Here is a 22,066-nt window from a genome sequence, read left to right as displayed (position 1 = left end):
TCATCCTAAGCTTGTGAATAGGATCGCACAGCCGAAAGGATGATGCTAGTTGCGAACTTTAGTCTGGAATGTTTTTCAGCACACAGGGAGCATTGATGCTTATCTGTTGTATAAAGATTTGGAAGGGACTTCGTCGGAGACAATGGGAAGCCCTGAGGAGGATGACGAGGAGCACGGTTAGGAGAAAGGGCGATTCGCTTGCTGAACAAATTTGAAGGGATTGTCCTCAAGGCTCGGGATTATGGGGAAAGTCATCAGATTTTGACGGTTTTTACCGAGTTTCAAGGCAAAATGGCCCTGATGGCCCGTGGCTCGAAAAAAACGAAAAGCCGTTTCAGCGCTGTAACCGAGCCTTTCACCGTCGCCCATTTTGTCAGTTTCGCGGGCGGCGGCATCGCTTCTTTATCCCAAGCGGATCTCTTAGATTCGCATCATAGAATCCGTTCTGATCTATTGCTTACTTCATATGGAGCCTATTGGTTTGAATTGCTGGACAAATGTTTGGAAGAAAAAGAGCCCAATCCCGCTTTTTACCGTTTGCTGAAAGCGGCGCTGACCCGGTTGGAAGAAGGAACGGATCCGGAAATCTTGACACGGGTCATCGAATTGAGAGCGCTCACGTTGGCGGGAAGCACACCCGTTTTGGAGCATTGCGCCCATTGTCGCGCCCAGGCGCGCCCTGCTCGATTCAGTGTGACACAGGGTGGTTTTTTATGTGATGCGTGCGCTCATCTCGATGTGAAAGCTTATCCCGTATCGCAAGCCAGTGGCCGGATTTTGCCTCTGCTTCAGCGCCTTTCCCTCGATCGAATGGGGGAAGTCATGGTAAAAGCGGAAACCAACCAGCAACTGGAGACCTTGATTCACGCCTTTATGAAAGAGTACTTGCCCTTTGAATGCAAATCGTATGCTTTACTTGACAGCATACGGAAAACTTGGGCGAACAAATGATTGACAATCGCCAATCATTTTGTTATATTTTGTGCCATAAAACGATTGCTTCAGCGATGGGCAAGCTCAATAACAATGATACGAAAAAGGTGCGCAATGAAGGAAAAGGAGTAACCAAAATAGCCATGAAAAGCGAGTCAGGGAGAGTGGGAGCCTGATGATGGTGTTTGGTGAAGGGCAGTTCCCGAGTGCACAGAGATGTGGGAAAGTGGGCTGGCGGATGGGTCAGCCAAATAGGGTGGAACCGCGGGAATCAACCTCTCGTCCCTATGGCAAAGATGAACCTTTGTCATGGAGACGAGAGGTTTTTTGATGGTCAAAGCTATGTGGAGGGTTGGTGTGAACATGAATATGCAACAGATGATCAAACAGTTGCAAGAATTTTGGTCGGCCCAAGGCTGTATCCTCGTACAGCCATATGATACGGAAAAAGGGGCGGGGACGCTGAATCCGATGACGTTTTTGCGCGCCCTTGGCCCAGAACCTTGGAAAGCGGCCTATGTGGAGCCTTCGCGTCGTCCGGCCGATGGCCGATATGGCGAAAATCCAAACCGCTTGTACCAGCATCATCAGTTTCAAGTGATCTTAAAACCGGTGCCTGAGAATATCCAGGAAATTTATCTGGATAGTTTAAAAGCCTTAGGGATAGATCCGCTCATGCATGATATCCGCTTTGTTGAAGATAACTGGGAAAATCCCACTTTCGGAGCGGCCGGTCTGGGCTGGGAAGTTTGGGTCGATGGAATGGAAGCGACACAGTTCACCTATTTCCAACAGGTGGGGAGTTTGGATGTGGAGCCGGTGTCGGTTGAATTGACCTACGGCTTGGAACGGTTGGCGCTCTACATTCAAGACAAGGAGAACGTGTATGAGCTTGAATGGGTTGATGGCGTGAAATATGGCGATGTTTTTTTGCAACCCGAATATGAGCACTCGAAATACACCTTTGAAATCTCCAATAAAGAATGGTTGTTCCAATTGTTCGACGAGTATGAGCGTGAAGCGAAGCGGGCCTTGGAAGAAAACTTGGTTTTCCCTGCATATGATTATGCGTTGAAATGCTCCCACACCTTTAACCTGTTGGATGCGCGGGGGGCCATCAGCGTGACCGAACGCACGGGGTATATTGGTCGGGTGCGCAACCTCTCACGCCGGATCGCCCGCGCTTATATAGAAGAACGCGAAAAATTGGGCTTCCCGCTATTGAAAGATAAAGGAGGGGAAACCGCATGAGCAGACGGGATTTATTATTTGAAATCGGTTGTGAAGAAGTGCCGGCGCGTTTAATAGATGATGCGGTGAAGCAATTGGGTGACAAATTGTCCGCTTGGCTGTCCGAGAATCGCATCGCGCATGGCGCCGTGAAAACCTATGCGACACCACGCCGCTTGGCTGTGATAATAAACGATGTCGAAGAGAAGCAAGCCGATATGGAGGAGGAAGTGAAAGGACCAGCGGCTAGGATCGCCAAGACGTCCGACGGAAACTGGAGCAAAGCGGCTGAAGGCTTCGCCCGCAAAAACGGGTTGACGGTTGACCAATTGACGTTAAAGGAAGTAAAAGGCGAAACGTATGTTTTCGCCCAGGTGCATCAACCTGGGGAGGCGACGGTGGCCCAGCTGTTGAAGGGTTTGCCGGAAGTGATCAATAGCTTGCACTTTCCCAAAACGATGCGCTGGCATGATCGGACGCGCTTTATCCGTCCTGTTCGCTGGTTGGTCTGCCTGTTTGGCGAAGAAGTGGTGCCGGTGGAATGGGCCGGGTTAAAGGCGAGCAATGTCACCCGGGGACATCGCTTTTTGGGGCGGGAGATTGCGCTCACGGCACCGGCGCAATATGTGTCCGCATTGCGTGAACAGTTTGTGCTCGTTGATGTGGAGAAGCGCCAAGAGCTTATCTTAAGCCAACTGCGCCAACTGGAAGAGCAACAAAACTGGGTGATTCCAGTTGATCAAGGGCTTCTGCAAGAAGTGACGAACCTGGTTGAATTCCCTACCGCGTTTTACGGTACGTTTGCGGAGGAATACCTTGCCGTGCCACGCGAAGTGTTAATCACCACCATGCGTGAACATCAGCGGTATTTCCCGGTGGAAGACCGCTCCGGCCAGCTGTTGCCATTCTTCGTCGCCGTGCGCAATGGGAATGAGCGGGGGTTGGCGACGGTGGCCAGAGGAAACGAGAAAGTCTTGCGTGCGCGTCTGGCCGATGCCCGTTTCTTCTATGACGAAGATCTGAAGCTGCCCATCGCGGAGGCCAATGCCAAGCTCTCGCACATCGTGTATCAAGAGGAACTCGGCAGTGTCGGCGCGCGCATCGACCGGATTGGGGCGATTGCCCAGACTCTGGCGGAACGGAACGGATTGTCCCAGGCGGAACAGGCGAAATTGGCCCGTGCCGCGGCGATTTGCAAGTTTGACTTAGCCACGCAGATGATTGGGGAATTCCCGGAGCTGGAAGGGATAATGGGTCGTCATTATGCGTTGGCGCAGGGGGAAGACGCGGAGGTGGCTGAGGCGATTTATGAACATTACCTGCCGCGTTTTGCTGGAGATGAGGTGCCGCAACATCAACTTGGAGGATTGATCGGCTTGGCCGACAAAATGGATGCGATAGCGTCCAGCTTCGGGATTGGCATCCAGCCGACTGGTTCGCAAGATCCCTATGGTTTGCGGAGAAGAGCGGCAGGCATTGTGCAGATTTTGCTGAACAAAGCCTTCCAATCCCTCTCCCTCTCCGAATTGATCAGCGCAGCGGTGGATCAATTGGCGCAAGCCGGTCTCCTCAAGGTGGAGCGGCAGGAGGTTGAACGGGATTTGGAGCAGTTTTTCGCCCTGCGTCTCAAAGCGGTCATGCAGGAGATGGGGATTCGTTATGATGTGATCGAAGCGGTGCTGCAAGCGGACATTGCTTATCCGGCATTTGTCATCCGCAAAGCCCAAGTGCTGATGGACCAATTGGATCGGGAAGCCTTTAAGCTGGAAGTGGAAGGGTTTACCCGGGTGGCCAACTTGGCGGCGAAAGCGGACGGGACCGCACTGTCGGTGGACTTGCTGACCGAACCCGCGGAACAAGCCTTGTACCAAGCGCTTACCCAAGCCAAAACGGAGTGGAAGCGGGCAGAAGAAAACAACGATCCGGCCGCTCTCTATCATGCCTTGATGACCATGGTGCCGCAAATTCATCATTTCTTTGACCATGTGATGGTCATGGTGGAAGACGATACGATCAGAAAAAACCGCTTGGCCCTGTTGAAGGATATCACCACAATGACCAGCGCCTTTGCCGCGTTTGAACAAGTGGTCTTCCCTTCATGAACCAAGCGCATCAACGGAAAACGCAAGCAAGTAAAGAAGCTTGCGTTTTCTTGTAGGGTTTTAAATGTGAATGTTGTATAATCTTATTCAATTGAAAAAGTTTTTGGGCACCTCTCGTTTTTGATGGAAGGAGACAAGGATTGACAGATGTTTTATTTCCCGGTAAATAATCAACTCGCGTTGAAATTGGTTACTCAAGCGGATAAAGAGGAATTATTTGCCCTAGTGGACCAAAACCGCGACTATTTGCGCCAGTGGCTGCCCTGGGTGGATGACATGAAGTCCCCTGCTGACTATCCGCCCATCATTAAAAATTGGCTACAGCAGTATGCCGAAAACAAAGGGTTTTCGGGCGATTGTGCTGAAAGACAAAATCGTGGGCATGATTGACTTTCATAATCTGGACTGGACTAATCGACGAGCGGAAATCGGTTATTGGCTCTCCGCTGATCGCCAAGGAAACGGGACGATGACGAAAGTGTGCCGCGCCATGCTAAGGATTGGATTTGAGCACTATGGCCTCAATCGGATTGAGATTCGGGTAGCGGCGGCGAACTATAAAAGCAGGGCCATCCCGGAACGGTTGGGATTTAGGAAAGAAGGCGTGTTAAAGGAGGCCTCCCATTTGTATGGCCGCTATGGTTTGACAGCAACGGAATATCGGCAAGCAGGTGACATCGGCAAACGATAACAAATTGGACTCAACATGGCGCGTCCATCAGCGACAAGGGCTTCCCAACGCCGGTTGTAATCATAATTCTATGTATTAAAATAAGAAATGCACGCTATTTTTAAATGTTAAACTGGGAGAGTGTCAATACCCATCATGCCAAGAAAAAAAGAGACAACACCAAAGAAACCGCATCCGCATGAACAACAACTGAGTCAACGGTTAAGTGAGACGTGGGTTAACCTCGCCCGTTCCAGTGTCGAGAAGATCGGACGCAAGCCGACACTGGAGGAATGGCAAGGCATCATCCATACCGCATTCGCTTTGGCGGGGGAACGTGTGAGCGATGAGTTGGCGGGGATGCAAGTGACGGAATGCAAGTTAAAGGTGAAAAAAACAAGCAAGTCCAAGTCCAATCAGATCCAGCCCGGTGATATTGTGGCCATCCCGCTTTTGGACGGCAAATTGACTGGTTACGGCATGATTGTGCACGGCAGGAAACCGGATGAACCTTGGTATCTGGAATATTACGACCTTTTCAGCAAAAAAGCGATGGCCATGGCGACGTTTAAGAAAAAAGAGAAAAACCGATTATTTACCTTATGTACGGAGCCGGCGGCGATCTTGAATGGAAGTTGGAAGAAGGTCGGAAGTCTTCCGTTTGACGAGTCGGGTTACCAATTGCCCGATTTTTACGGTTATGACATTACCTTTTTCGGCAACAGCAAATTGTATTATATCAGTCGGGGAATCGCCAACGAGCCGGAGGCCAGGGAATACGGCGTGTCCAGAGAAGAAGCGGAAGCCGTGCGCAATCCGGATGGAATCCACTCACGCGAGCAGGTGGAGACTTGGCTGTACGAGGTTTTTCTCAAAATGAATAAGTAGGTGGAGCATTGGAAAAACCGAGGCCCGTCAAGGGGATTGTGCATTCGCCATGGCCTCGGTTCGTCTCAAGATCATACCTATTATGACCGTTTGAGATGATGCAACGTGTTTAACGTCTGTTGCAACTTCTCTTTCCCGCCGACTGCCAGCACGATGGGGACTTCCGGATCCACCAGTTCGGCAAAGTGGATCAATTCGCCATAAGCGGATTCGGGAAAAGGAATGTGGCAGGTGGTGGATGTATCGCCCCAACTGATCGCATATCCGAGGCGCACCATGCCGATCTCCGCTCTGCATTCTTCGTGGAACCGGAGCCAATCGTTAGGTGCATTCAATATCTCTTGCTCTGTCGCACCGGCGAACAGGCTACGTGAACGGTGCATATAGGTGAGCACATTCGAAGCGATCCGGGCATAGGCCGTATCAAAGCAGATTCGAACGGGTGCTTGCTCCGCCAAATGCACAAGATGGCGCGGTGTCCGAAGAACGGGATAAAGCATGGAATGACCCGGTTCAAAATAAGCTTCCCCGCCCATGGGCGCATTTTCAATGAGCAATTGGATGTTGGCGGACTTGCCCAGCTCGTGCAATTGGTGAAGTTGCGTGACGATCCGTGAAACCAGTTCACTTTTCATATCTTGCATGGAATTAAAATCCATTGGCCGTTCATCCATATACTCAAAGATCATGCCCAGCGGAACAGGAGCCGCATGGCAGACCAACCGCGGCGCTTCCAGGTTCAGTTGGCCAATGAGACGGAGCCAGTGTTTCCATTGCTCCAGTGGAAAGTGAGAGGAACCCAAACCCAAAGAAGCGGGAGCGCGAAAGGCGATCGGTGTCAGCCCGGTCGATTGCAACATCTCCATCAGCTCGGCTGCGGAATAGGCCTCGCCAGGAAGTTGCAATTCGATTTGGCTGCAGCCTATACTGGCGACATGGTGCAGATCGTGAAAATGAACGGGACAATGTATGGCAATTGGATTGGTAAACAGCATGTTTTCATCTCCCCGTGATTGCTGAAATCAGCATGTGGTTATTGCGTACAGCATTGTGGCGAAAATTTGCAGTGGTAAAAAGGGATGGATATAGTATATACTATATCTAGGTAATCATAAAATAGTATGTCATAATAAAATGGGATATGGGCTATAAGTAGGGGGTGTAAGCGTATAGAACTTACCAAACGCCAAGAAAAGATCCTAGAGATCGTAAAAGCGGAAGGACCGATCACCGGCGAACAAATAGCCGAAAAGCTGAAGCTGACACGGGCCACGCTAAGGCCTGACTTGGCCATCTTGACCATGGCCGGCTTGTTGGACGCCCGGCCACGCGTAGGTTATTTTTATTCGGGAAAAACAACGAATCAACTGTTGGGTGAACACATACGAAACCTTTATGTGCGCGATTATAAGTCACTGCCCATCGTAGTTCGGGAAGAGACATCGATTTATGATGCCATTTGCACGATGTTCTTGGAAGATGTGGGTTCCCTGATTGTGACCAAAAAAGAAGGGCAATTAGTCGGAGTCGTTTCCCGCAAAGATTTGTTGCAGGCTTCGATGGGAAAGCAAGACCTGCGCTCGATGCCGGTCGGCGTGATCATGACGCGCATGCCGAACATCGTCACTTGCACACCTGATGATACGCTTTATTATGCCGCTGTACAGATGATGAGACATGAAGTGGATTCGCTTCCCGTTGTGCGCCCATATGATGATCGCCCACAAGAAATGGAAGTTGTTGGACGGATTAGTAAAACAACCTTAGTCAAAGCATTTGTCGAACTTGGACAACCGTAACTCGAGTGAAGGAGGGGAACCCCATTTCCATGATTGAACATCAAGCTGTCGTTTATGTGGTCTCTGATTCCGTAGGTGAAACGGCGGAGTTTGTCGTACGAGCGGCGTCCATTCAATTCAACGGGGCGTCTTTGGATATTCGCCGCGTGCCTTACGTAACGGATAAAGAAACCATTAAAGAAACGGTGCAAGCCGCCAAAGAAGAAAATGCCCTAATCGCTTTTACTTTAGTATTACCAGAGTTGCAACAGCTATTGATTGAAGAAGCGGAACGAAAAGATGTGCCTTATGTGGATATCATGGGGCCGATGATACGGGGCTTGTCAAGTTTGTACCAGATGCAACCGCGCCAGGAACCCGGCCTCATTCACAAACTGGACGAGGATTATTTCCGCAAAGTGGAAGCGATCGAATTTGCGGTGAAGTATGATGACGGCAAAGATCCACGCGGCGTGTTGGGAGCCGATGTGGTGTTGATCGGGGTATCGCGCACTTCCAAAACCCCGCTGTCCATGTACCTGGCACACAAACGGTTAAAAGTGGCCAATGTTCCCCTTGTGCCCGAAGTGGAACCGCCGGAAGAATTGTTCCAGATTCCCACGAGTCGCTGTATCGGCTTGACGATTGATCCGCAACAACTGAATCATATTCGCCAAGAGCGCTTAAAATCATTGGGTTTGGCGACAGGTGCCAACTATGCGAGCATGGAGCGCATCATCTATGAGCTGGAGTATGCCGATCAAGTGATTCGTCGTCTGGGATGCCCGATGATTGATGTTTCGAACAAAGCGGTAGAAGAGACAGCCAACATGATTCTCGATATGTTAAAAAAAGGAGGCTCTCCTGCATGACCATCAAAACCATTTATTCATTTGGGGAAGGTAAGGCGGAGTGGAAAGAGCTGCTGGGAGGAAAGGGAGCCAATCTCGCAGAGATGACTCGGGTGGGGCTCCCCGTGCCACCCGGATTCACCATCACGACGGAAGCGTGCCGGGCCTTTTTCGCCGAGGGCGAGCGCTTGCCGGAACAGGTCACGCTTGAACTTCGTGACGCCTTAATGGAATTGCAAACGCTGACAGGGAAAGAATTAGGAAATCCGAACGCCCCCCTATTGCTGTCTGTTCGGTCTGGCGCGGTGCATTCGATGCCGGGGATGATGGATACCATTTTAAATCTGGGGTTAAATGATGAAACGGTGAAAGGATTAGCCCAGCTGACGGGAAATCCGCGTTTTGCCTATGATTGTTACCGCCGTTTGATCCAGATGTTCGGCGATGTGGTTTTGGGGTTGGATCATTACCATTTTGAACAGATCATGGAGCGGCACAAACACGCTGCGGGCTTGCGTCTGGATACGGAGTTGTCAGCCAAGCATCTTCATGCGATCATTGAGGAATATCAAGCGTTCATTCTCGACAAGACGGATCAGCCGTTTCCGCAAGATCCGTTTGAACAGCTCCGGCAAGCAGTGGAAGCGGTTTTCCAATCTTGGAATAATGCGAGGGCTCGCATTTACCGCAAGATTCACCATATTCCGGATGATTTGGGGACAGCGGTCAATGTGCAATCGATGGTGTTCGGCAATCGCGGCAATGACTCGGGGACGGGAGTGGCGTTTACGCGAAATCCCGCGACGGGAGAAAAAGAGTTGTACGGCGAATTTCTGTTGAACGCCCAAGGTGAAGACGTGGTTGCCGGCATTCGCACGCCAAGGCCGATCAACGATCTGGCGCACAGCATGCCGGAAGTTTACGAAGAGCTGACCTCCATCGCACATAAATTGGAACAGCATTATCAGGATATGCAGGATATCGAGTTTACGGTTGAACAAGGGAGACTCTACATTCTCCAGACGAGAAACGGGAAACGTACCGCCCAGGCCGCAGTGAAAATCGCCGTTGATTTGGTCAAGGAAAACGTGATTGACCGAGAAGAAGCGTTGTTGCGCATCGAACCGGAACAGATTGAACGGTTGCTTCACCGCCAATTTGCGGAGTTGGGCGACCGGAAAGCTTGGGTTAAGGGATTGCCGGCTTCACCGGGAGCGGCAACGGGCCGCATCGTTTTCACGGCCGATGATGCGGAGCGATGGACAAAAGCGGGAGAAGCGGTGATCTTGGTCAGACCAGAGACCACACCGGATGATATTCATGGCATCCTGGCCGCCAAAGGGATTTTGACGAGCCGGGGCGGCATGACAAGTCACGCTGCCGTGGTGGCCAGGGGCATGGGAAAAGCTTGTATTTGCGGATGTGAGGAGTTGCGCATTGATGGCAGCCAGAAAAGGGTGAGTGCCGGTGAGCGGGTCTTGCATGAAGGAGATCGCATCTCCATCGACGGAAGCACGGGGCAGATTTTTATCGGCGAACTGCCGATGATCGAGCCGGTGCTGTCGCCAGAGTGTGAAGAATTGCTCACATGGGCGGATGAAATGCGGCGACTGCAAGTGCGGACCAATGCCGATACGCCGGAGGATGCCAAGAAAGCCCGGTCATTTGGCGCGGAGGGCATTGGGTTGTGCCGGACGGAGCATATGTTCATGGATGCGGCCCGTTTGCCGGTGATGCAAAAGATGATCATGGCGGAGACGCTTGCGGAACGCAAAGAAGCACTGGCGGAGCTGTTGCCCATGCAGAAAGAGGATTTTGCGGGATTGTTCCGCGCCATGGAAGGCTTGCCTGTTACGATCCGCCTGCTTGATCCACCCCTGCATGAATTTGTGCCGGATTTGGAGGAGCTGTTGGTAGAGTCGACAAAGCAACAAATGGCAGGGAGCATCGACCCGCACAAGCGGAAGGAACAAGAACAATGGATCAAGAAAGTGCGGGCGCTCAATGAAGCCAACCCGATGCTGGGCCATCGCGGGTGTCGTCTAGCCTTAACTTATCCGGAAATCGCCGAGATGCAGGTGGAAGCGATTTTGCAAGCGGCTGAAGAATGCCAGTCTCAAGGCATCCCGGTGCAAGTGGAGATCATGATTCCGCTGGTCGGGCATGTCAACGAGTTGAAGCGGATGCGCCAGATTATTGAAGGGGCGGCGATGAAGCGGACCGAACGGAATGGCTCACCGGTCACGTTCCGGGTGGGAACGATGATTGAGGTGCCGCGCGCTGCGTTAACGGCGGACGAAATCGCTGCAGAAGCTGACTTTTTCTCCTTCGGAACAAATGATTTGACCCAGATGACCTTTGGCTACAGCCGTGACGATGCGGAAGGCAAATTCCTGCATACGTATGTGGATGAGAAGATTTTGCCTGAAAACCCATTTATGGTATTGGATCGGAACGGGGTGGGCAAATTGGTTCGCTGGGCTTCCCAACAGGGCAGACAAACCAATCCACAATTAAAATTGGGGATTTGCGGCGAACACGGCGGCGAAAAACAATCGATTCAATTCTGCCATGAAGTGGGACTCGATTATGTGAGCTGTTCTCCTTACCGTGTTCCATTGGCCCGATTGGCGGCCGCACAAGCGGAGGTAAAGGAACGCAGAAAGCAGCGGATATCAAGATAAGATAAAGGGATGCGAGACAGCCCACCACAGGATCATGACAAAGCCTAGAGGAGGAAGATTTTTGCCTGTACCTGTGGGTGAAAGCTTCGTTACTGGGAGCAGTTGATCAAGCTTCGTTAAGAACGAAGGAGGAAAGCGGGCAACCCTGAGAACGGCAGTGACTTTGCCCTCAAACTCACGAGGACAGGCCCTCAAGCTCACGAAGGTAGGCCCGCGCCGGAGTTCGGCGACGGAGCTACTTCTCAGCGGCCAATGAACGCGGACTCAAAAATCGACTCCTGGGCCATAGTGTCAGCAAGCGAGATGAAGACACCCCATCCCCGGGCACGTTTCAAACGAAGTTGTCCAAGATTTACCCGGAAAATTCCGGGTATTTTTTGTTGAAATGGTTCTATGATAGAAGTAAGATAAAAAGTTAAGGGATAGAAAATGTCACGCTTCGACAACCGATTACAAAATCCGTCAATTGTAAAAAAAGGTTAACAGAAGGAGAAGCTATATTTATGTAGAATAGGAGGATAGGATAAATAAGTGCTTAGGGTTGATCGGTAAATATTACCAATCCAATTTGCGAATGACTGAGAAGGACTTTGACGAATGTTGGCGAATAGATAACATTCGTTCCGCACATGACACTCCTATTTACACCAATTGGATAAGTACAGAAAGCAGTGATTCTGTATGGGAGGAAGAATCCCTGATGAAGTGATTGACCAAGTACGACGGTATTTTGATATAGTAGACATTGTGCAACAGTATGTGTCTCTTAAAAAAAGCGGTCGCAATTATTTTGGATTATGTCCATTTCACTCCGAAAAATCTCCCTCTTTTTCCGTGGCACCGGATAAACAAATCTATTATTGTTTTGGCTGTGGTGCTGGCGGTGATGCGATCAAGTTTGTGATGGACGTCGAACAGCTCACCTTTACGGAAGCCATACGCCATTTGGCTGATCAGGCGGGCATTGCTGTCCCCGAGTCGATTTCGCCTGAGGCTGATCCCGCGGAAGCCGAGCGAGCACAAATGCGCAAAGCGACGGACTTGGCAGCTAAACTGTACCATCATGTGCTCGTAGCGACACCTTATGGTGAAAAAGCGCGTCAATATTTGGCGAAACGAGATGTTTCACCTGAGGCGATCAAAGAATTCCAGCTGGGTTATGCACCCGCTTCTTTTCAATTTCTCTTGTCATTTTTGAAGAGAAGGGGATTTCAAGAAGAATTGTTGGAAAAAGCGGGCTTATTATCCACTCGTCAAGAGGCGGGGGTGACGAAGTACTATGACCGCTTTCGCGACCGCATCATGTTTCCGATTCTCGATTCGCAAGGTCGTGTCATCGCGTTTGGCGGACGATTGTTGGGCGATGGGCGCCCCAAGTATTTAAACAGCCCGGAGACGCCCATTTTTTCGAAAGGGAATCATTTATTTAACCTTCATCGTGCACGTTCTCATATTCGCAAGGAGCAACAAGCCATTTTATTTGAAGGCTACATGGATGTGATCTCCGCCTGGCAAGCAGGTATTCCAGGTTGTGTGGCCACGCTTGGTACTTCGCTCACTGATGATCAAGCGCGCGTCTTGAAGCGCAACGTCGAGACGGTCATCCTTTGTTACGATTCAGACCAGGCAGGGCAAAACGCGGCGGCACGGGCGTTGGAGCTGTTGCGGAAACAGGAGTGCACGGTCAAAGTGGCGCAAATGCCCCTTGGTTTGGACCCTGATGATTATATTCGACGATTTGGAGGAACTGCATTTAAAGAGGAAGTCTTGTCCGCAGCTTTGTCATTAACCGCATTCAAACTGGAAAGTCTAAAGAGAAATTATAATCTGCAGGATGAAGACGAGCGAATGAAATATCTGGTGGAAGCAGTCGCGGCGGTAGCGGAATTGCCACTCGTCATTGAACAGGATCATTACCTTCGACGGCTGGCAGAGGAGTTTGGACTTTCGCTCGACGCACTCAAAGAAGACCTCAGGCGGGCAAAAAAACGGAAAAAGAGAGAAGACAGAAGGGATAAAGAGGCCCCCAGGTGGAATAATGGGTATCGAGAGCCTAGCAAACATTTGCTCGGTGGAACGCATGTACATTCCATCGCGGAGAAATCGGAAATGTATCTCGTTGCCCATATGATGAAGAGTCACACTGTAACGGATTGGGTAAAGGAAAAGGTTGGCGCAGATTTTAATACGGAGATTTACGCAGCGCTCGCTGCCTATCTATATGTCTATTATGATCAGGGTAACCCGGAAGATATTGGTCGATTTATCAGCACCCTCCCGGATCAAACGCTTGTTTCCAAAGCCAGTGAATGTGCGATGCTAGATGTGCCTGAAGCCTTATCGGAAGAAGCGTTGCTGGATTATGTCCGGCATATAAAGAATGTCCCCATATTAAGAGAAATTGAAGAGAAAGAAAAAATGGTTGAACGATTATCGCGTGCTGATGAACCCGTCAAGGCGGCGCAGTTGATGCAAGAGATTGCGTTGCTGAGGAAACAGCTTCAAATGCGGATGAAGTAGGAGTTCATCAGAAAGGAGGAAATCGATCTTGGCTAAAGAACAAAATGTGGATACTGAGATGGAAATGACGCTCGATCAAGTGAAGGAGCAACTTGTTGAGGGCGGTAAAAAGCAGGGTGTGGTCACCTACAAGGCGATTATGGAGAGATTGGCTCCGTTTGACCAAGATTCCCAGCAGATCGATGACTTCTTTGAACAGTTGAGTGAGCAGGGAATCGAAGTGATTAATGACGAGAACGATGATGACTTTGAAAGTCCGGACGATATGGACATGGAAGAGGACGACTCTTATCTCGATGAAGACTTGACCCCACCTCCCGGAGTGAAAATCAACGACCCGGTGCGGATGTATCTGAAGGAAATCGGACGTGTGCCCCTGTTGACTGCTGAGGAAGAAGTGGAATTGGCGAAGCGAATTGAGCAAGGGGACGAAGAGGCAAAGCGCAGACTGGCTGAAGCGAACTTGCGTCTGGTTGTCAGCATTGCGAAACGGTATGTAGGGCGCGGCATGCTCTTTCTTGATCTGATCCAAGAAGGAAATATGGGTTTAATCAAAGCTGTAGAAAAGTTTGACTACCGTAAAGGGTATAAGTTCAGCACGTATGCCACTTGGTGGATTCGCCAAGCAATCACCCGGGCTATCGCGGATCAAGCTCGGACGATCCGGATTCCCGTGCATATGGTAGAAACCATCAATAAGCTGATCCGTGTGTCCAGACAATTGTTGCAAGAGCTTGGACGCGAACCCTCTCCTGAAGAAATTGCCAAGGAAATGGGCTTAAGTCCGGAAAAAGTGCGCGAAATCATGAAGATCGCCCAAGAGCCCGTATCGCTGGAAACGCCAATTGGGGAAGAGGATGATTCCCACCTGGGTGATTTCATACCGGATGATGACGCTCAAGCTCCGGCGGATGCTGCGGCTTATGAATTGTTGAAGGAACAATTGAAAGAGGTACTTGACACGCTGTCGGAACGGGAAGAGAATGTTCTGCGACTGCGCTTTGGACTGGATGATGGACGTACCCGCACATTGGAGGAAGTGGGTAAAGTGTTTGGTGTCACTCGTGAGCGTATCCGCCAGATTGAAGCCAAAGCGTTGCGCAAGTTACGTCACCCAAGCCGCAGCAAACGATTGAAAGACTTCCTAGAATAGACGATAAACCAATTATTGTGTTTCTTTTCACACCCTCTACCAACAGGGTGTGTTTTTTGTTTGGTTTGTTGATTCAATTTTAATCGTTTTCCCAGTCCAATGCAAATAAGTTTCGGACAATTCTCGGGGAGCATGTTATTGTATTTTTAAAAATTATTGAAGTAATCCAAGAAATCGGCCTATAATGGAAATGAAAACGATTGCAAAAGTCATCGATGAGGAGTGGGGTACATGAATTATGATTTAACGACTGAGCAAAAAATGATTCGCAAAATGTTGCGGGACTTTGCAGAAGGAGAAGTAGCCCCAGAAGCAGATGAACGTGATCGCAGCAAACGTTTCCCAAAAGAGATCTTCGCCAAAATGGCCGATTTAAATTTAATGGGCTTACCCTTTCCCGAAGAGGTGGGCGGAGCCGGCGCGGATACGGTGAGTTTCGCGATAGCGGTCGAAGAACTGAGCCGCGTATGCGCTTCCACCGGTATCACATATTCGGCGCATATTTCGCTCGGCTGTGCGCCCATTTATTTATTTGGGACTGAGGAGCAGAAACAGCGATATCTCGTTCCGCTGTGTGAAGGAAAAAGCTTGGGAGCTTTTGGATTGACAGAGCCCGGTGCGGGGTCGGATGCGGGTGGAACCAGAACCCGGGCGGTTAAAGAGGAAAGCGATTGGGTGATTAACGGGAGCAAGTGTTTTATTACCAATGCGAGTTATGCCAAATTTCTGGCGTTGACGGCAGTGACGGGGCAAACGGGGGATCACCGGAATATCACTGCTTTTATTGTGCCTACGGACACGCCGGGTTTTCGGGTGTTGGATAACCTGACCAAATTGGGGCTACATAGTTCCAATACCACGGAATTGGTACTGGAAGGGGTCCGCGTTCCAGAAGAAAATGTGCTGGGTGAGATCGGGAATGGATTTAAACAGTTTCTGATCACCTTGGATGGGGGAAGAATCGGGATTGGCGCGATGGCGGTGGGGATTGCCCAAGGCGCATATGAATTGGCGTTAAGTTATGCGAAGCAACGGGTGCAATTTGGCCAGTCCTTATCCAAATTCCAAGCGATCCAGCATAAATTGGCGGATATGCACATGCTGATTGAATTGGCGCGAACCTATGTTTATAAGGCGGCATGGCTCAAGGATCAGGGACGCAAGTTTACCAAAGAGGCGTCCATGTGCAAGCTGTTTGCCTCCGAAGTGGCGATGAAGGTATGCAATCAAGCCGTGCAAATCCATGGCGGTTGGGGATATATTCATGATTATAAAGTGGAGCGTTTCTTCCGTGATGCAAAGTTGACGGAAATTGGCGAGGGCACATCCGAAATACAGCGCAATATCATTGCCAGGGAGATTGGTTGCTAATATTTGAGACTCCACACGGATGAAGCCGTGGGATTCTTGGGTAGTTAGCGCACTCAATCCATTTCTGCTTCATGCAACTCCCAAGTTCAGGGCTGTCTCATCAGCCCGTCCCATGCAGTTCTACAACTCATGTTGCATGTACCCACATGGGCGGAACGCCTATTACCAGCGTTCTAGTTCCGTTTTACTCACTCTCATGATTTTACCCAGTGGGAGAGATTGGTTCGCCACTGAAACCCCATATCATGACGTACAGAGGAATAAAACTCACTACCAGTGGGATGAGCACCGCTCAAGTGTTGGATTATACTGAAAATTGTCGCTCTTAACAATCCCATAAAGGGATTACCGAGCAACGCCGACTTTCATCTCATCCTTGAAAGAGTTAGGATTTCTAGCAGCAACTACTTTAAAGGGAATGATTTGGAATATTTGTGAATTGTTTTTTTCGAAAAAAGTAAAAGGGTACGATTATTTGCCGAATCTGGTTAGGATTCGGTTTGTTTTTTTAAAATCATTCTGTAAAATTTGGTTAGAACCACATTAACAGAAACGGGGAATCTACTGCGATGAAGCCTGTGCCACCGATACTCAAAGATTTTCCCCATTCATTTGAGACCGAGCGGCTGTTAATCCGTCTTCCGCTTCCGGGTGATGGAAAGCTGGTATATGAAGCGGCGATGGAGTCACTGGAAAGCTTGCAACAATGGATGATATGGGCCAAAAAGCCACTGTCGGAAGCGGAAATGGAAGCGATTGTACGGCAAGCTCATTGTCAGTTTTTAGAGCGGGTGGATTTGCGGTTTCACCTATTTGATAAAGAGAAGCAAAGGTTTGTAGGGAGCAGTGGATTGCATCGCATTGACTGGAGCATCCCCAAGTTTGAGATCGGCTATTGGTGCCGCAAACAATATCAGGGGAAAGGGTATATCTCTGAAGCCGTCAGAGGGTTGACCGTGTTTGCGTTTGAGATCCTGGAAGCCAACCGGGTGGAGATTCGCGTCGACCAGCGCAATGTGCGTTCGCGCAAGGTGGCCGAACGGTTGGGCTATAAGTTGGAAGGGGTGTTGCGCAACCATCAGTTGGCGGTGGACGGGCGGTTGGAAAATACGTGTGTCTATGCGATGGTACCTGAGGAATTCCGCAGTCTTTCATTGCGTAGAAGCACTGGCGCATTGCTGTGAATGCTTGCGCCGTTTTTTTATGCGCGTTATTCTGAAAATAAAGAAAATGTTTAATAACAGGGAGGGGTTATTATGACTCAGGAACATATCATACCGGAGTTGAAAAATGAATTCTTTCCCATCCAGGATATCGATTATCTAGAGGTTTACACAGGCAATGCCAAACAAGCGGCTTATTACTTCTGCCAAACGTATGGGTTTCGTTTGGTGGCTTATTCCGGGCTGGAAACGGGGCAGCGGGACAAAGTTTCTTATCTGCTTGAACAGGGGAATGTCCGGTTATTGGTCAGCGGAGCCTATTCGCCAGATCATGAAATCACTGCTTTTGTCAATCGGCATGGGGATGGCGTGAAGGATATCGCCCTGCGGGTGAACGATGTGGAGCAGGCTTTTTCGGAAGCGATTTCAAGAGGGGCGATTGTGCTGCAAGAGCCATGCACCATCAAGGATGAACAGGGCGAATTGAAAAAGGCCGTGATCGGCACCTATGGAGATACAGTGCACACCTTGGTGGAGCGCAAACAATACCATGGCTTGTTTCATCCGGGATTTATCGCCGTGGAGTCCCATATCCCCTCCCAAACCGTCGGGATTGTGGGCATCGACCATGTCGTCGGCAATGTGGAGCGGATGGAAGAGTGGGTTGCTTACTATGAGAAGGTGATGGGCTTTACACAGATGCACCACTTCGACGATGAGGATATCAGCACGGAATATTCAGCACTCATGTCCAAGGTGATGCAAAACGGGACCGGACGCATCAAATTCCCGATCAATGAGCCGGCTGAAGGGAAACGCAAATCACAGATCGAGGAGTATCTGGAATTTTATCATGGACCCGGTGTGCAACATGTCGCTTTAATCACGGAGGACATTGTTGCGACGGTGGAAGCCTTGCGTAAAAACGGCGTGGAGTTTTTAGATACACCAGACACCTATTATGAAGAATTGGCCGCTCGCGTGGGAATGATCGATGAACGTTTGGACGACCTCAAACGGTTGAAAATTTTGGTTGATCGCGATGATGAAGGCTATCTGTTGCAGATTTTCACCAAACCGATTGTGGATCGCCCCACCTTATTCTTTGAGATCATTCAACGCAAGGGCGCCAGAGGGTTTGGCGAAGGGAACTTTAAAGCGCTCTTTGAAGCGATTGAGCGGGAACAAGCCCGGCGCGGAAATTTATAAATATGATGCTGCGTGCACGTGGGCTAATAATGGATATGGGTCATACTTTGGCCAAGAGTGGGCAAGCTACCTAAGAGCCCACTTTTTTTGGTTTGAGGTGACCACAGATGAAACATCGTTTTTTCTCATTTAGCATTAGTTTTGTTCTTGTCGTTATGGCGTTTGTCACAACTTTTACCCAACTTGCGCAAGAGAAGCAACCCGCTGTGACTCCCGTACATAAGCAAACATCCGGTCAGTCCGCTTCCCCGAAACGCCCATTGTACCAGATTGACGCCACATACCATCCGGAGCGGGATGAAGTGGCCGCCAAGATGAAAGTGACGATTCCGCATAAAGGACGAGACGCCTGGCGGGAAGTGTTCTTTCATCTTTATCCCAATGTGTTTCGAGAGTGGAAATACGGAAAAGAAGGAAAGCCAACCAAACCGGGCTATATCCAAGTGAGCCAAGTCAAGGTGAATGGTCGGGCGGTTAAGGAAAAGCTCGTCCGGGATGAAATCATGAGAGTGCCCTTGGTTCAGCCGCTGGCCCACGGCAAGACAGCCCAGATCACCATGGACTTCACGCTCCGTCTGCCGCATGGAGGGACGAGGTTGAATACGTTTAAACACACCGCGTTTTTGGCGCAGTGGTATCCCATGCTGGCTGTGAAAAATCAAAGCGGTTGGCAGATCGAACCCTATACCACCGTAGGCGACCCTTTTTACTCCGAGATGTCTAACTTCCAAGTCTCCTTTCACTTGCCCGAGGGGTATCGCCTGATCTCCACCGGGAAAAACTTGGATTCAGGCTCCTTCGTCACGATCAAACAAGATCGCGTGCGTGACTTTGTTGCCGTCTTAACCAAAGACTATCAAAAACAGAGTGCCAAGGCGGGCGGGATTGCGGTGAACCTCTGGTACCTGCCAGGCATGGAAAAGGCGGTAGCACCTTTACTCCATGCAGCCACCCAAAGCATGAATTTCTTTGGGAAGATTTACGGGAAATACCCCTATGACGAAGTGGACGTGGTACTGGGAGAAACCGGATTTGGCATAGCGGGGATGGAGTACCCCGGTTTGATCACGTCGATTCCCACCATGCAGACGGAAGCAGGGATACAACCCGCCGTCAGCGTGGTGGCGCATGAGTTGGCCCACCAATGGTGGTATGGGGTGGTGGGCAACAACCAGGCGAAGGAACCGTGGTTGGATGAAGGCTTGACTACTTTCTCTGAATTCCTGTTTATGAAGGAGAAGATGAAGTCGGATGAACACGAGTTTTTACGCCGGGCAACCAAGAAAGCGGACGAGATTCACCAAGTGGCGGGAATCACTTGTGTGGATACCCTCTATTCTTATCCTGATATTTTTTATGGCTTAATGGTTTATATCCGTCCAGCGGCCATGCTGTTTGAACTGATGGATGAACTCGGCCGGGATAAAGTGTTGGAGATATTGCGGGCCTATTATGATCAATATCAGTTCAAAACCGCGACGACCCTTGACTTTATCCGGGTGGCCAACAAAGTGGCGGAGAAAGACTTGACTCCGTTCTTCCGGGAGTGGCTGTATTTTGATAAGGGTTAGAAAAAAGCCGGAACTCACCGGCTTTTTTCTTGTTCTGATAGAGATGTTATAATGAAAAGGCTCAGTTTAGCAAAGGAGAGACTTGTTGGATGGAACATAGCATCAATCTGTGGCAATTGTCGGAGCGCTTGAAAACGATCGCTTCCTACATTCCTGATCATAAGCGCGTCGCCGATATCGGTGGGGATCATGCTTTGCTCCTCACGCATGTGGCCAGAGAACAGCGGTTACATAAGGGCATTGTCGGAGAAGTGAACCGTGGCCCCTTTGAGAATGCCCGCGACCGAATCAAGTTGGCGGGATTGGCTGACCTGATTGAAGTGCGCTTGGGGGATGGATTGGCCGTGATCCAACCGGATGAAGTGGATGTGGTGGTGATTGCCGGAATGGGAGGAGCCTTGATCGCCAATATTTTGGAAGCGGGCAAGGAAAAACTGGCGCATGTGGAGCGCCTGATCTTGCAACCCAACGTGGGTGGGAACCGGGTGCGGTTGTGGTTGGATGAGAACGGGTTTCGCCTGGTGGAAGAAATGATTGTGGAAGAAGCGGATATCTTATATGAAATTATGGTGGCTGAACCCGGCAGACCTCAGTATCGGGCTGAAGAATCGCTAGGTAAAGAGATGGTGTGGGAAGTGGGGCCACTCTTATGGGAGAAACGACACCCACTGTTACATAAGAAATTAACGGAGACCCTGGCGGGGAAACAGAAGATTTACCGGCAATTGAGCAAAGGGAAAACAGAGCAAGCGGAAGTTCGCAAACAGGAATTGGAGCGGGAAATCAAAGCTTGGGAGAAGGTGATTCGATGTCTATCACAGGAAAACAATTGATCCAGGCGATGGAGGCGTATGCTCCAACCAGCCTCGCTGTGGAAAAAGACCGCATCGGCCTGCAGGTGGGGGACCCCGATACGGAGGTGACAGGGGTGCTCGTCACTTTGGATGTGACCGAAGAGGTGGTGGAGGAAGCGATCCGCCTGGGGGTCAATTGGATTATCGCGCACCATGCGGTGATCTTCCAGCCTTTAAAGGCATTAAGGATGGATCAACCGGCGGGACGGTTGTTTCATAAACTGCTGAATCATGATATCAATGTCTATATCGCTCACACCAATTTGGATGCGACAGCCGCAGGAGTCAATGATGTGATGGCGGAGAAATTAGGCCTGACAGAGACGGATGTGCTCATACCGTACAAAGAGGACAAGTTGAAGAAGCTCGTTGTGTTCGTGCCGGAATCACATCACGAGCAAGTCCTTCAGGCGGTATGTGAGGCGGGTGGAGGTTGGATCGGCAACTACAGCCATTGCACGTTTAATCTGGATGGCACGGGTACCTTTATGCCACGCGAAGGCACGGATCCTTATATCGGGCAACAGGGGAAGCTGGAGCGAGTCAAAGAACGGCGCTTGGAGACAATCGTGCCCGAGAGCCGGCTACAGCAAGTCATCCGGGCGTTGTTGACCGCCCATCCGTACGAAGAAGTGGCGTATGATATTTATCCGCTTGATCTCAAAGGAAAGATGATGGGTTATGGGCGGATTGGAAAGTTGCCCGACCCGTTGTCCCTTCGTGATCTTGCCAATCAGGTGAAGCGGGCGTATGGAATAGAAGGCCTGCGGGTGGTGGGAGACTTCAACCAACCGGTACAACGGGTCGCCTTATTGGGTGGATCGGGAAGCCGGCATATCCATGATGCCAAACGCATGGGTGCCGACGTCTACATTACGGGAGATGTGGACTTCCATACAGCGCAAGATGCTCTGGCGATGGGTTTGTGCCTCATTGATCCGGGTCACCATGTGGAGCATCATGTGGTTCCCCGCGTATGTGAGGTTCTGAAGTGGCGGCTGGGGAATCAAGTAGCGATCATCCCTTCCACTGTGAATACAAATCCCTTTCGTTTCTTATGAGTTTCCTCCGTCTTCCGGTTGCTTTGCT

19 protein-coding genes are annotated in these 22,066 nt (G+C 50.2%); 18 read left to right on the top strand and 1 reads right to left on the bottom strand.

The genetic code is table 11. From position 1 onward, the window contains the following. The first annotated feature begins 49 nt into the window (after positions 1–49). The 7 genes from ACFQNG_RS05570 (at position 50) to ACFQNG_RS05540 (ending at position 5,823) form a co-directional block, all read left to right on the top strand. Positions 50–181, top strand: coding sequence for a YqzL family protein (locus ACFQNG_RS05570; RefSeq protein ID WP_379863893.1), 132 nt, complete (start codon positions 50–52; stop codon positions 179–181). A gap of 17 nt (positions 182–198) precedes the next feature. Continuing rightward, positions 199–951 carry a DNA repair protein RecO gene (gene recO / locus ACFQNG_RS05565; RefSeq protein WP_379863892.1) on the top strand — a complete coding sequence of 251 codons (753 nt, stop codon included), beginning with the start codon at positions 199–201 and terminating at the stop codon, positions 949–951. A gap of 345 nt (positions 952–1,296) precedes the next feature. Next, positions 1,297–2,184 carry a glycine--tRNA ligase subunit alpha gene (gene glyQ, locus ACFQNG_RS05560; protein ID WP_379863891.1) on the top strand — a complete coding sequence of 296 codons (888 nt, stop codon included), beginning with the start codon at positions 1,297–1,299 and terminating at the stop codon, positions 2,182–2,184. Beyond that, positions 2,181–4,265, top strand: a complete 2,085-nt coding sequence (gene glyS, locus ACFQNG_RS05555) for a glycine--tRNA ligase subunit beta (protein ID WP_379863890.1) — start codon at positions 2,181–2,183, stop codon at positions 4,263–4,265. The genes glyQ and glyS overlap by 4 nt, the downstream gene beginning before the upstream one ends. Before the next feature lie 147 nt (positions 4,266–4,412). Beyond that, entirely contained in the window at positions 4,413–4,655 is a 243-nt protein-coding gene (locus ACFQNG_RS05550; protein ID WP_379863889.1) for a hypothetical protein, read from the top strand. Further along, positions 4,624–4,956, top strand: a complete 333-nt coding sequence (locus ACFQNG_RS05545; protein ID WP_379863888.1) for a GNAT family N-acetyltransferase — start codon at positions 4,624–4,626, stop codon at positions 4,954–4,956. The genes ACFQNG_RS05550 and ACFQNG_RS05545 overlap by 32 nt, the downstream gene beginning before the upstream one ends. Positions 4,957–5,091: 135 nt before the next feature. Beyond that, a complete protein-coding gene (locus ACFQNG_RS05540) occupies positions 5,092–5,823 on the top strand; it encodes an Imm26 family immunity protein (protein WP_379863887.1) in 732 nt (243 codons plus the stop codon). An 80-nt stretch (positions 5,824–5,903) separates the two neighbouring features. Here ACFQNG_RS05540 and ACFQNG_RS05535 read toward each other — a convergent pair whose 3' ends face one another. Next, the gene (locus tag ACFQNG_RS05535; RefSeq protein ID WP_379863886.1) at positions 5,904–6,818 is read right to left on the bottom strand and encodes a hypothetical protein; all 915 of its coding nucleotides are present in this window, start codon (positions 6,816–6,818) and stop codon (positions 5,904–5,906) included. Between the two features lie 174 nt (positions 6,819–6,992). On the opposite strand from ACFQNG_RS05535, the gene ACFQNG_RS05530 reads away from it, so the two are divergent. From ACFQNG_RS05530 to ACFQNG_RS05480, 11 genes are all read left to right on the top strand, one after another. Next, the gene (locus ACFQNG_RS05530; protein ID WP_379863970.1) at positions 6,993–7,622 is read left to right on the top strand and encodes a helix-turn-helix transcriptional regulator; all 630 of its coding nucleotides are present in this window, start codon (positions 6,993–6,995) and stop codon (positions 7,620–7,622) included. Positions 7,623–7,651: 29 nt separating this feature from the next. Beyond that, the gene (locus ACFQNG_RS05525) at positions 7,652–8,473 is read left to right on the top strand and encodes a pyruvate, water dikinase regulatory protein (RefSeq protein WP_379863885.1); all 822 of its coding nucleotides are present in this window, start codon (positions 7,652–7,654) and stop codon (positions 8,471–8,473) included. Then, a complete protein-coding gene (gene ppdK / locus ACFQNG_RS05520; RefSeq protein WP_379863884.1) occupies positions 8,470–11,136 on the top strand; it encodes a pyruvate, phosphate dikinase in 2,667 nt (888 codons plus the stop codon). Before ACFQNG_RS05525 ends, ppdK begins: the two co-directional genes overlap by 4 nt. Before the next feature lie 681 nt (positions 11,137–11,817). Further along, positions 11,818–13,656, top strand: coding sequence for a DNA primase (gene dnaG, locus ACFQNG_RS05515; RefSeq protein ID WP_379863883.1), 1,839 nt, complete (start codon positions 11,818–11,820; stop codon positions 13,654–13,656). A gap of 58 nt (positions 13,657–13,714) precedes the next feature. Continuing rightward, positions 13,715–14,809: an RNA polymerase sigma factor RpoD gene (gene rpoD, locus ACFQNG_RS05510; protein ID WP_379863969.1), complete on the top strand. Its 1,095-nt coding sequence runs from the start codon at positions 13,715–13,717 to the stop codon at positions 14,807–14,809. A 231-nt stretch (positions 14,810–15,040) separates the two neighbouring features. Next, complete coding sequence (locus ACFQNG_RS05505) at positions 15,041–16,180, top strand: acyl-CoA dehydrogenase (protein ID WP_379863882.1); 1,140 nt, start codon at positions 15,041–15,043, stop codon at positions 16,178–16,180. Between the two features lie 569 nt (positions 16,181–16,749). Beyond that, the gene (locus ACFQNG_RS05500) at positions 16,750–17,364 is read left to right on the top strand and encodes a GNAT family N-acetyltransferase (protein ID WP_379863881.1); all 615 of its coding nucleotides are present in this window, start codon (positions 16,750–16,752) and stop codon (positions 17,362–17,364) included. Between the two features lie 72 nt (positions 17,365–17,436). Beyond that, a complete protein-coding gene (gene hppD, locus ACFQNG_RS05495; protein ID WP_379863880.1) occupies positions 17,437–18,552 on the top strand; it encodes a 4-hydroxyphenylpyruvate dioxygenase in 1,116 nt (371 codons plus the stop codon). A 107-nt stretch (positions 18,553–18,659) separates the two neighbouring features. Further along, on the top strand, positions 18,660–20,123 hold the full coding sequence (locus ACFQNG_RS05490) for a M1 family metallopeptidase (RefSeq protein WP_379863879.1): 1,464 nt from the start codon (positions 18,660–18,662) through the stop codon (positions 20,121–20,123). Positions 20,124–20,212: 89 nt separating this feature from the next. Continuing rightward, the gene (locus tag ACFQNG_RS05485; RefSeq protein ID WP_379863878.1) at positions 20,213–20,956 is read left to right on the top strand and encodes a tRNA (adenine(22)-N(1))-methyltransferase; all 744 of its coding nucleotides are present in this window, start codon (positions 20,213–20,215) and stop codon (positions 20,954–20,956) included. Next, positions 20,932–22,038: a Nif3-like dinuclear metal center hexameric protein gene (locus ACFQNG_RS05480; protein ID WP_379863877.1), complete on the top strand. Its 1,107-nt coding sequence runs from the start codon at positions 20,932–20,934 to the stop codon at positions 22,036–22,038. Before ACFQNG_RS05485 ends, ACFQNG_RS05480 begins: the two co-directional genes overlap by 25 nt. The last annotated feature ends 28 nt before the right edge of the window (positions 22,039–22,066 follow it).

It is taken from the genome of Laceyella putida, from assembly GCF_042665195.1.
Lineage (GTDB): Bacteria > Bacillota > Bacilli > Thermoactinomycetales > Thermoactinomycetaceae > Laceyella > Laceyella putida.
The sequence above is the reverse complement of the archived record's forward strand: the minus strand, read 5'-3'. Positions and strand labels throughout refer to the sequence as shown.

Excerpts from the sequence above, each read along its gene's own strand:
- ACFQNG_RS05540 (WP_379863887.1), top strand. The coding sequence starts at position 5,092 with ATGCCAAGAAAAAAAGAGACAACACCAAAGAAACCGCATCCGCATGAA.
- dnaG (WP_379863883.1), top strand. The coding sequence starts at position 11,818 with ATGGGAGGAAGAATCCCTGATGAAGTGATTGACCAAGTACGACGGTAT.
- hppD (WP_379863880.1), top strand. The coding sequence starts at position 17,437 with ATGACTCAGGAACATATCATACCGGAGTTGAAAAATGAATTCTTTCCC.
- ppdK (WP_379863884.1), top strand. The coding sequence starts at position 8,470 with ATGACCATCAAAACCATTTATTCATTTGGGGAAGGTAAGGCGGAGTGG.
- ACFQNG_RS05500 (WP_379863881.1), top strand. The coding sequence starts at position 16,750 with ATGAAGCCTGTGCCACCGATACTCAAAGATTTTCCCCATTCATTTGAG.
- ACFQNG_RS05490 (WP_379863879.1), top strand. The coding sequence starts at position 18,660 with ATGAAACATCGTTTTTTCTCATTTAGCATTAGTTTTGTTCTTGTCGTT.
- glyS (WP_379863890.1), top strand. The coding sequence starts at position 2,181 with ATGAGCAGACGGGATTTATTATTTGAAATCGGTTGTGAAGAAGTGCCG.
- ACFQNG_RS05550 (WP_379863889.1), top strand. The coding sequence starts at position 4,413 with ATGTTTTATTTCCCGGTAAATAATCAACTCGCGTTGAAATTGGTTACT.
- ACFQNG_RS05525 (WP_379863885.1), top strand. The coding sequence starts at position 7,652 with ATGATTGAACATCAAGCTGTCGTTTATGTGGTCTCTGATTCCGTAGGT.
- ACFQNG_RS05480 (WP_379863877.1), top strand. The coding sequence starts at position 20,932 with ATGTCTATCACAGGAAAACAATTGATCCAGGCGATGGAGGCGTATGCT.
- ACFQNG_RS05535 (WP_379863886.1), bottom strand. The coding sequence starts at position 6,818 with ATGCTGTTTACCAATCCAATTGCCATACATTGTCCCGTTCATTTTCAC.
- glyQ (WP_379863891.1), top strand. The coding sequence starts at position 1,297 with ATGAATATGCAACAGATGATCAAACAGTTGCAAGAATTTTGGTCGGCC.
- rpoD (WP_379863969.1), top strand. The coding sequence starts at position 13,715 with ATGGAAATGACGCTCGATCAAGTGAAGGAGCAACTTGTTGAGGGCGGT.
- ACFQNG_RS05505 (WP_379863882.1), top strand. The coding sequence starts at position 15,041 with ATGAATTATGATTTAACGACTGAGCAAAAAATGATTCGCAAAATGTTG.
- ACFQNG_RS05485 (WP_379863878.1), top strand. The coding sequence starts at position 20,213 with ATGGAACATAGCATCAATCTGTGGCAATTGTCGGAGCGCTTGAAAACG.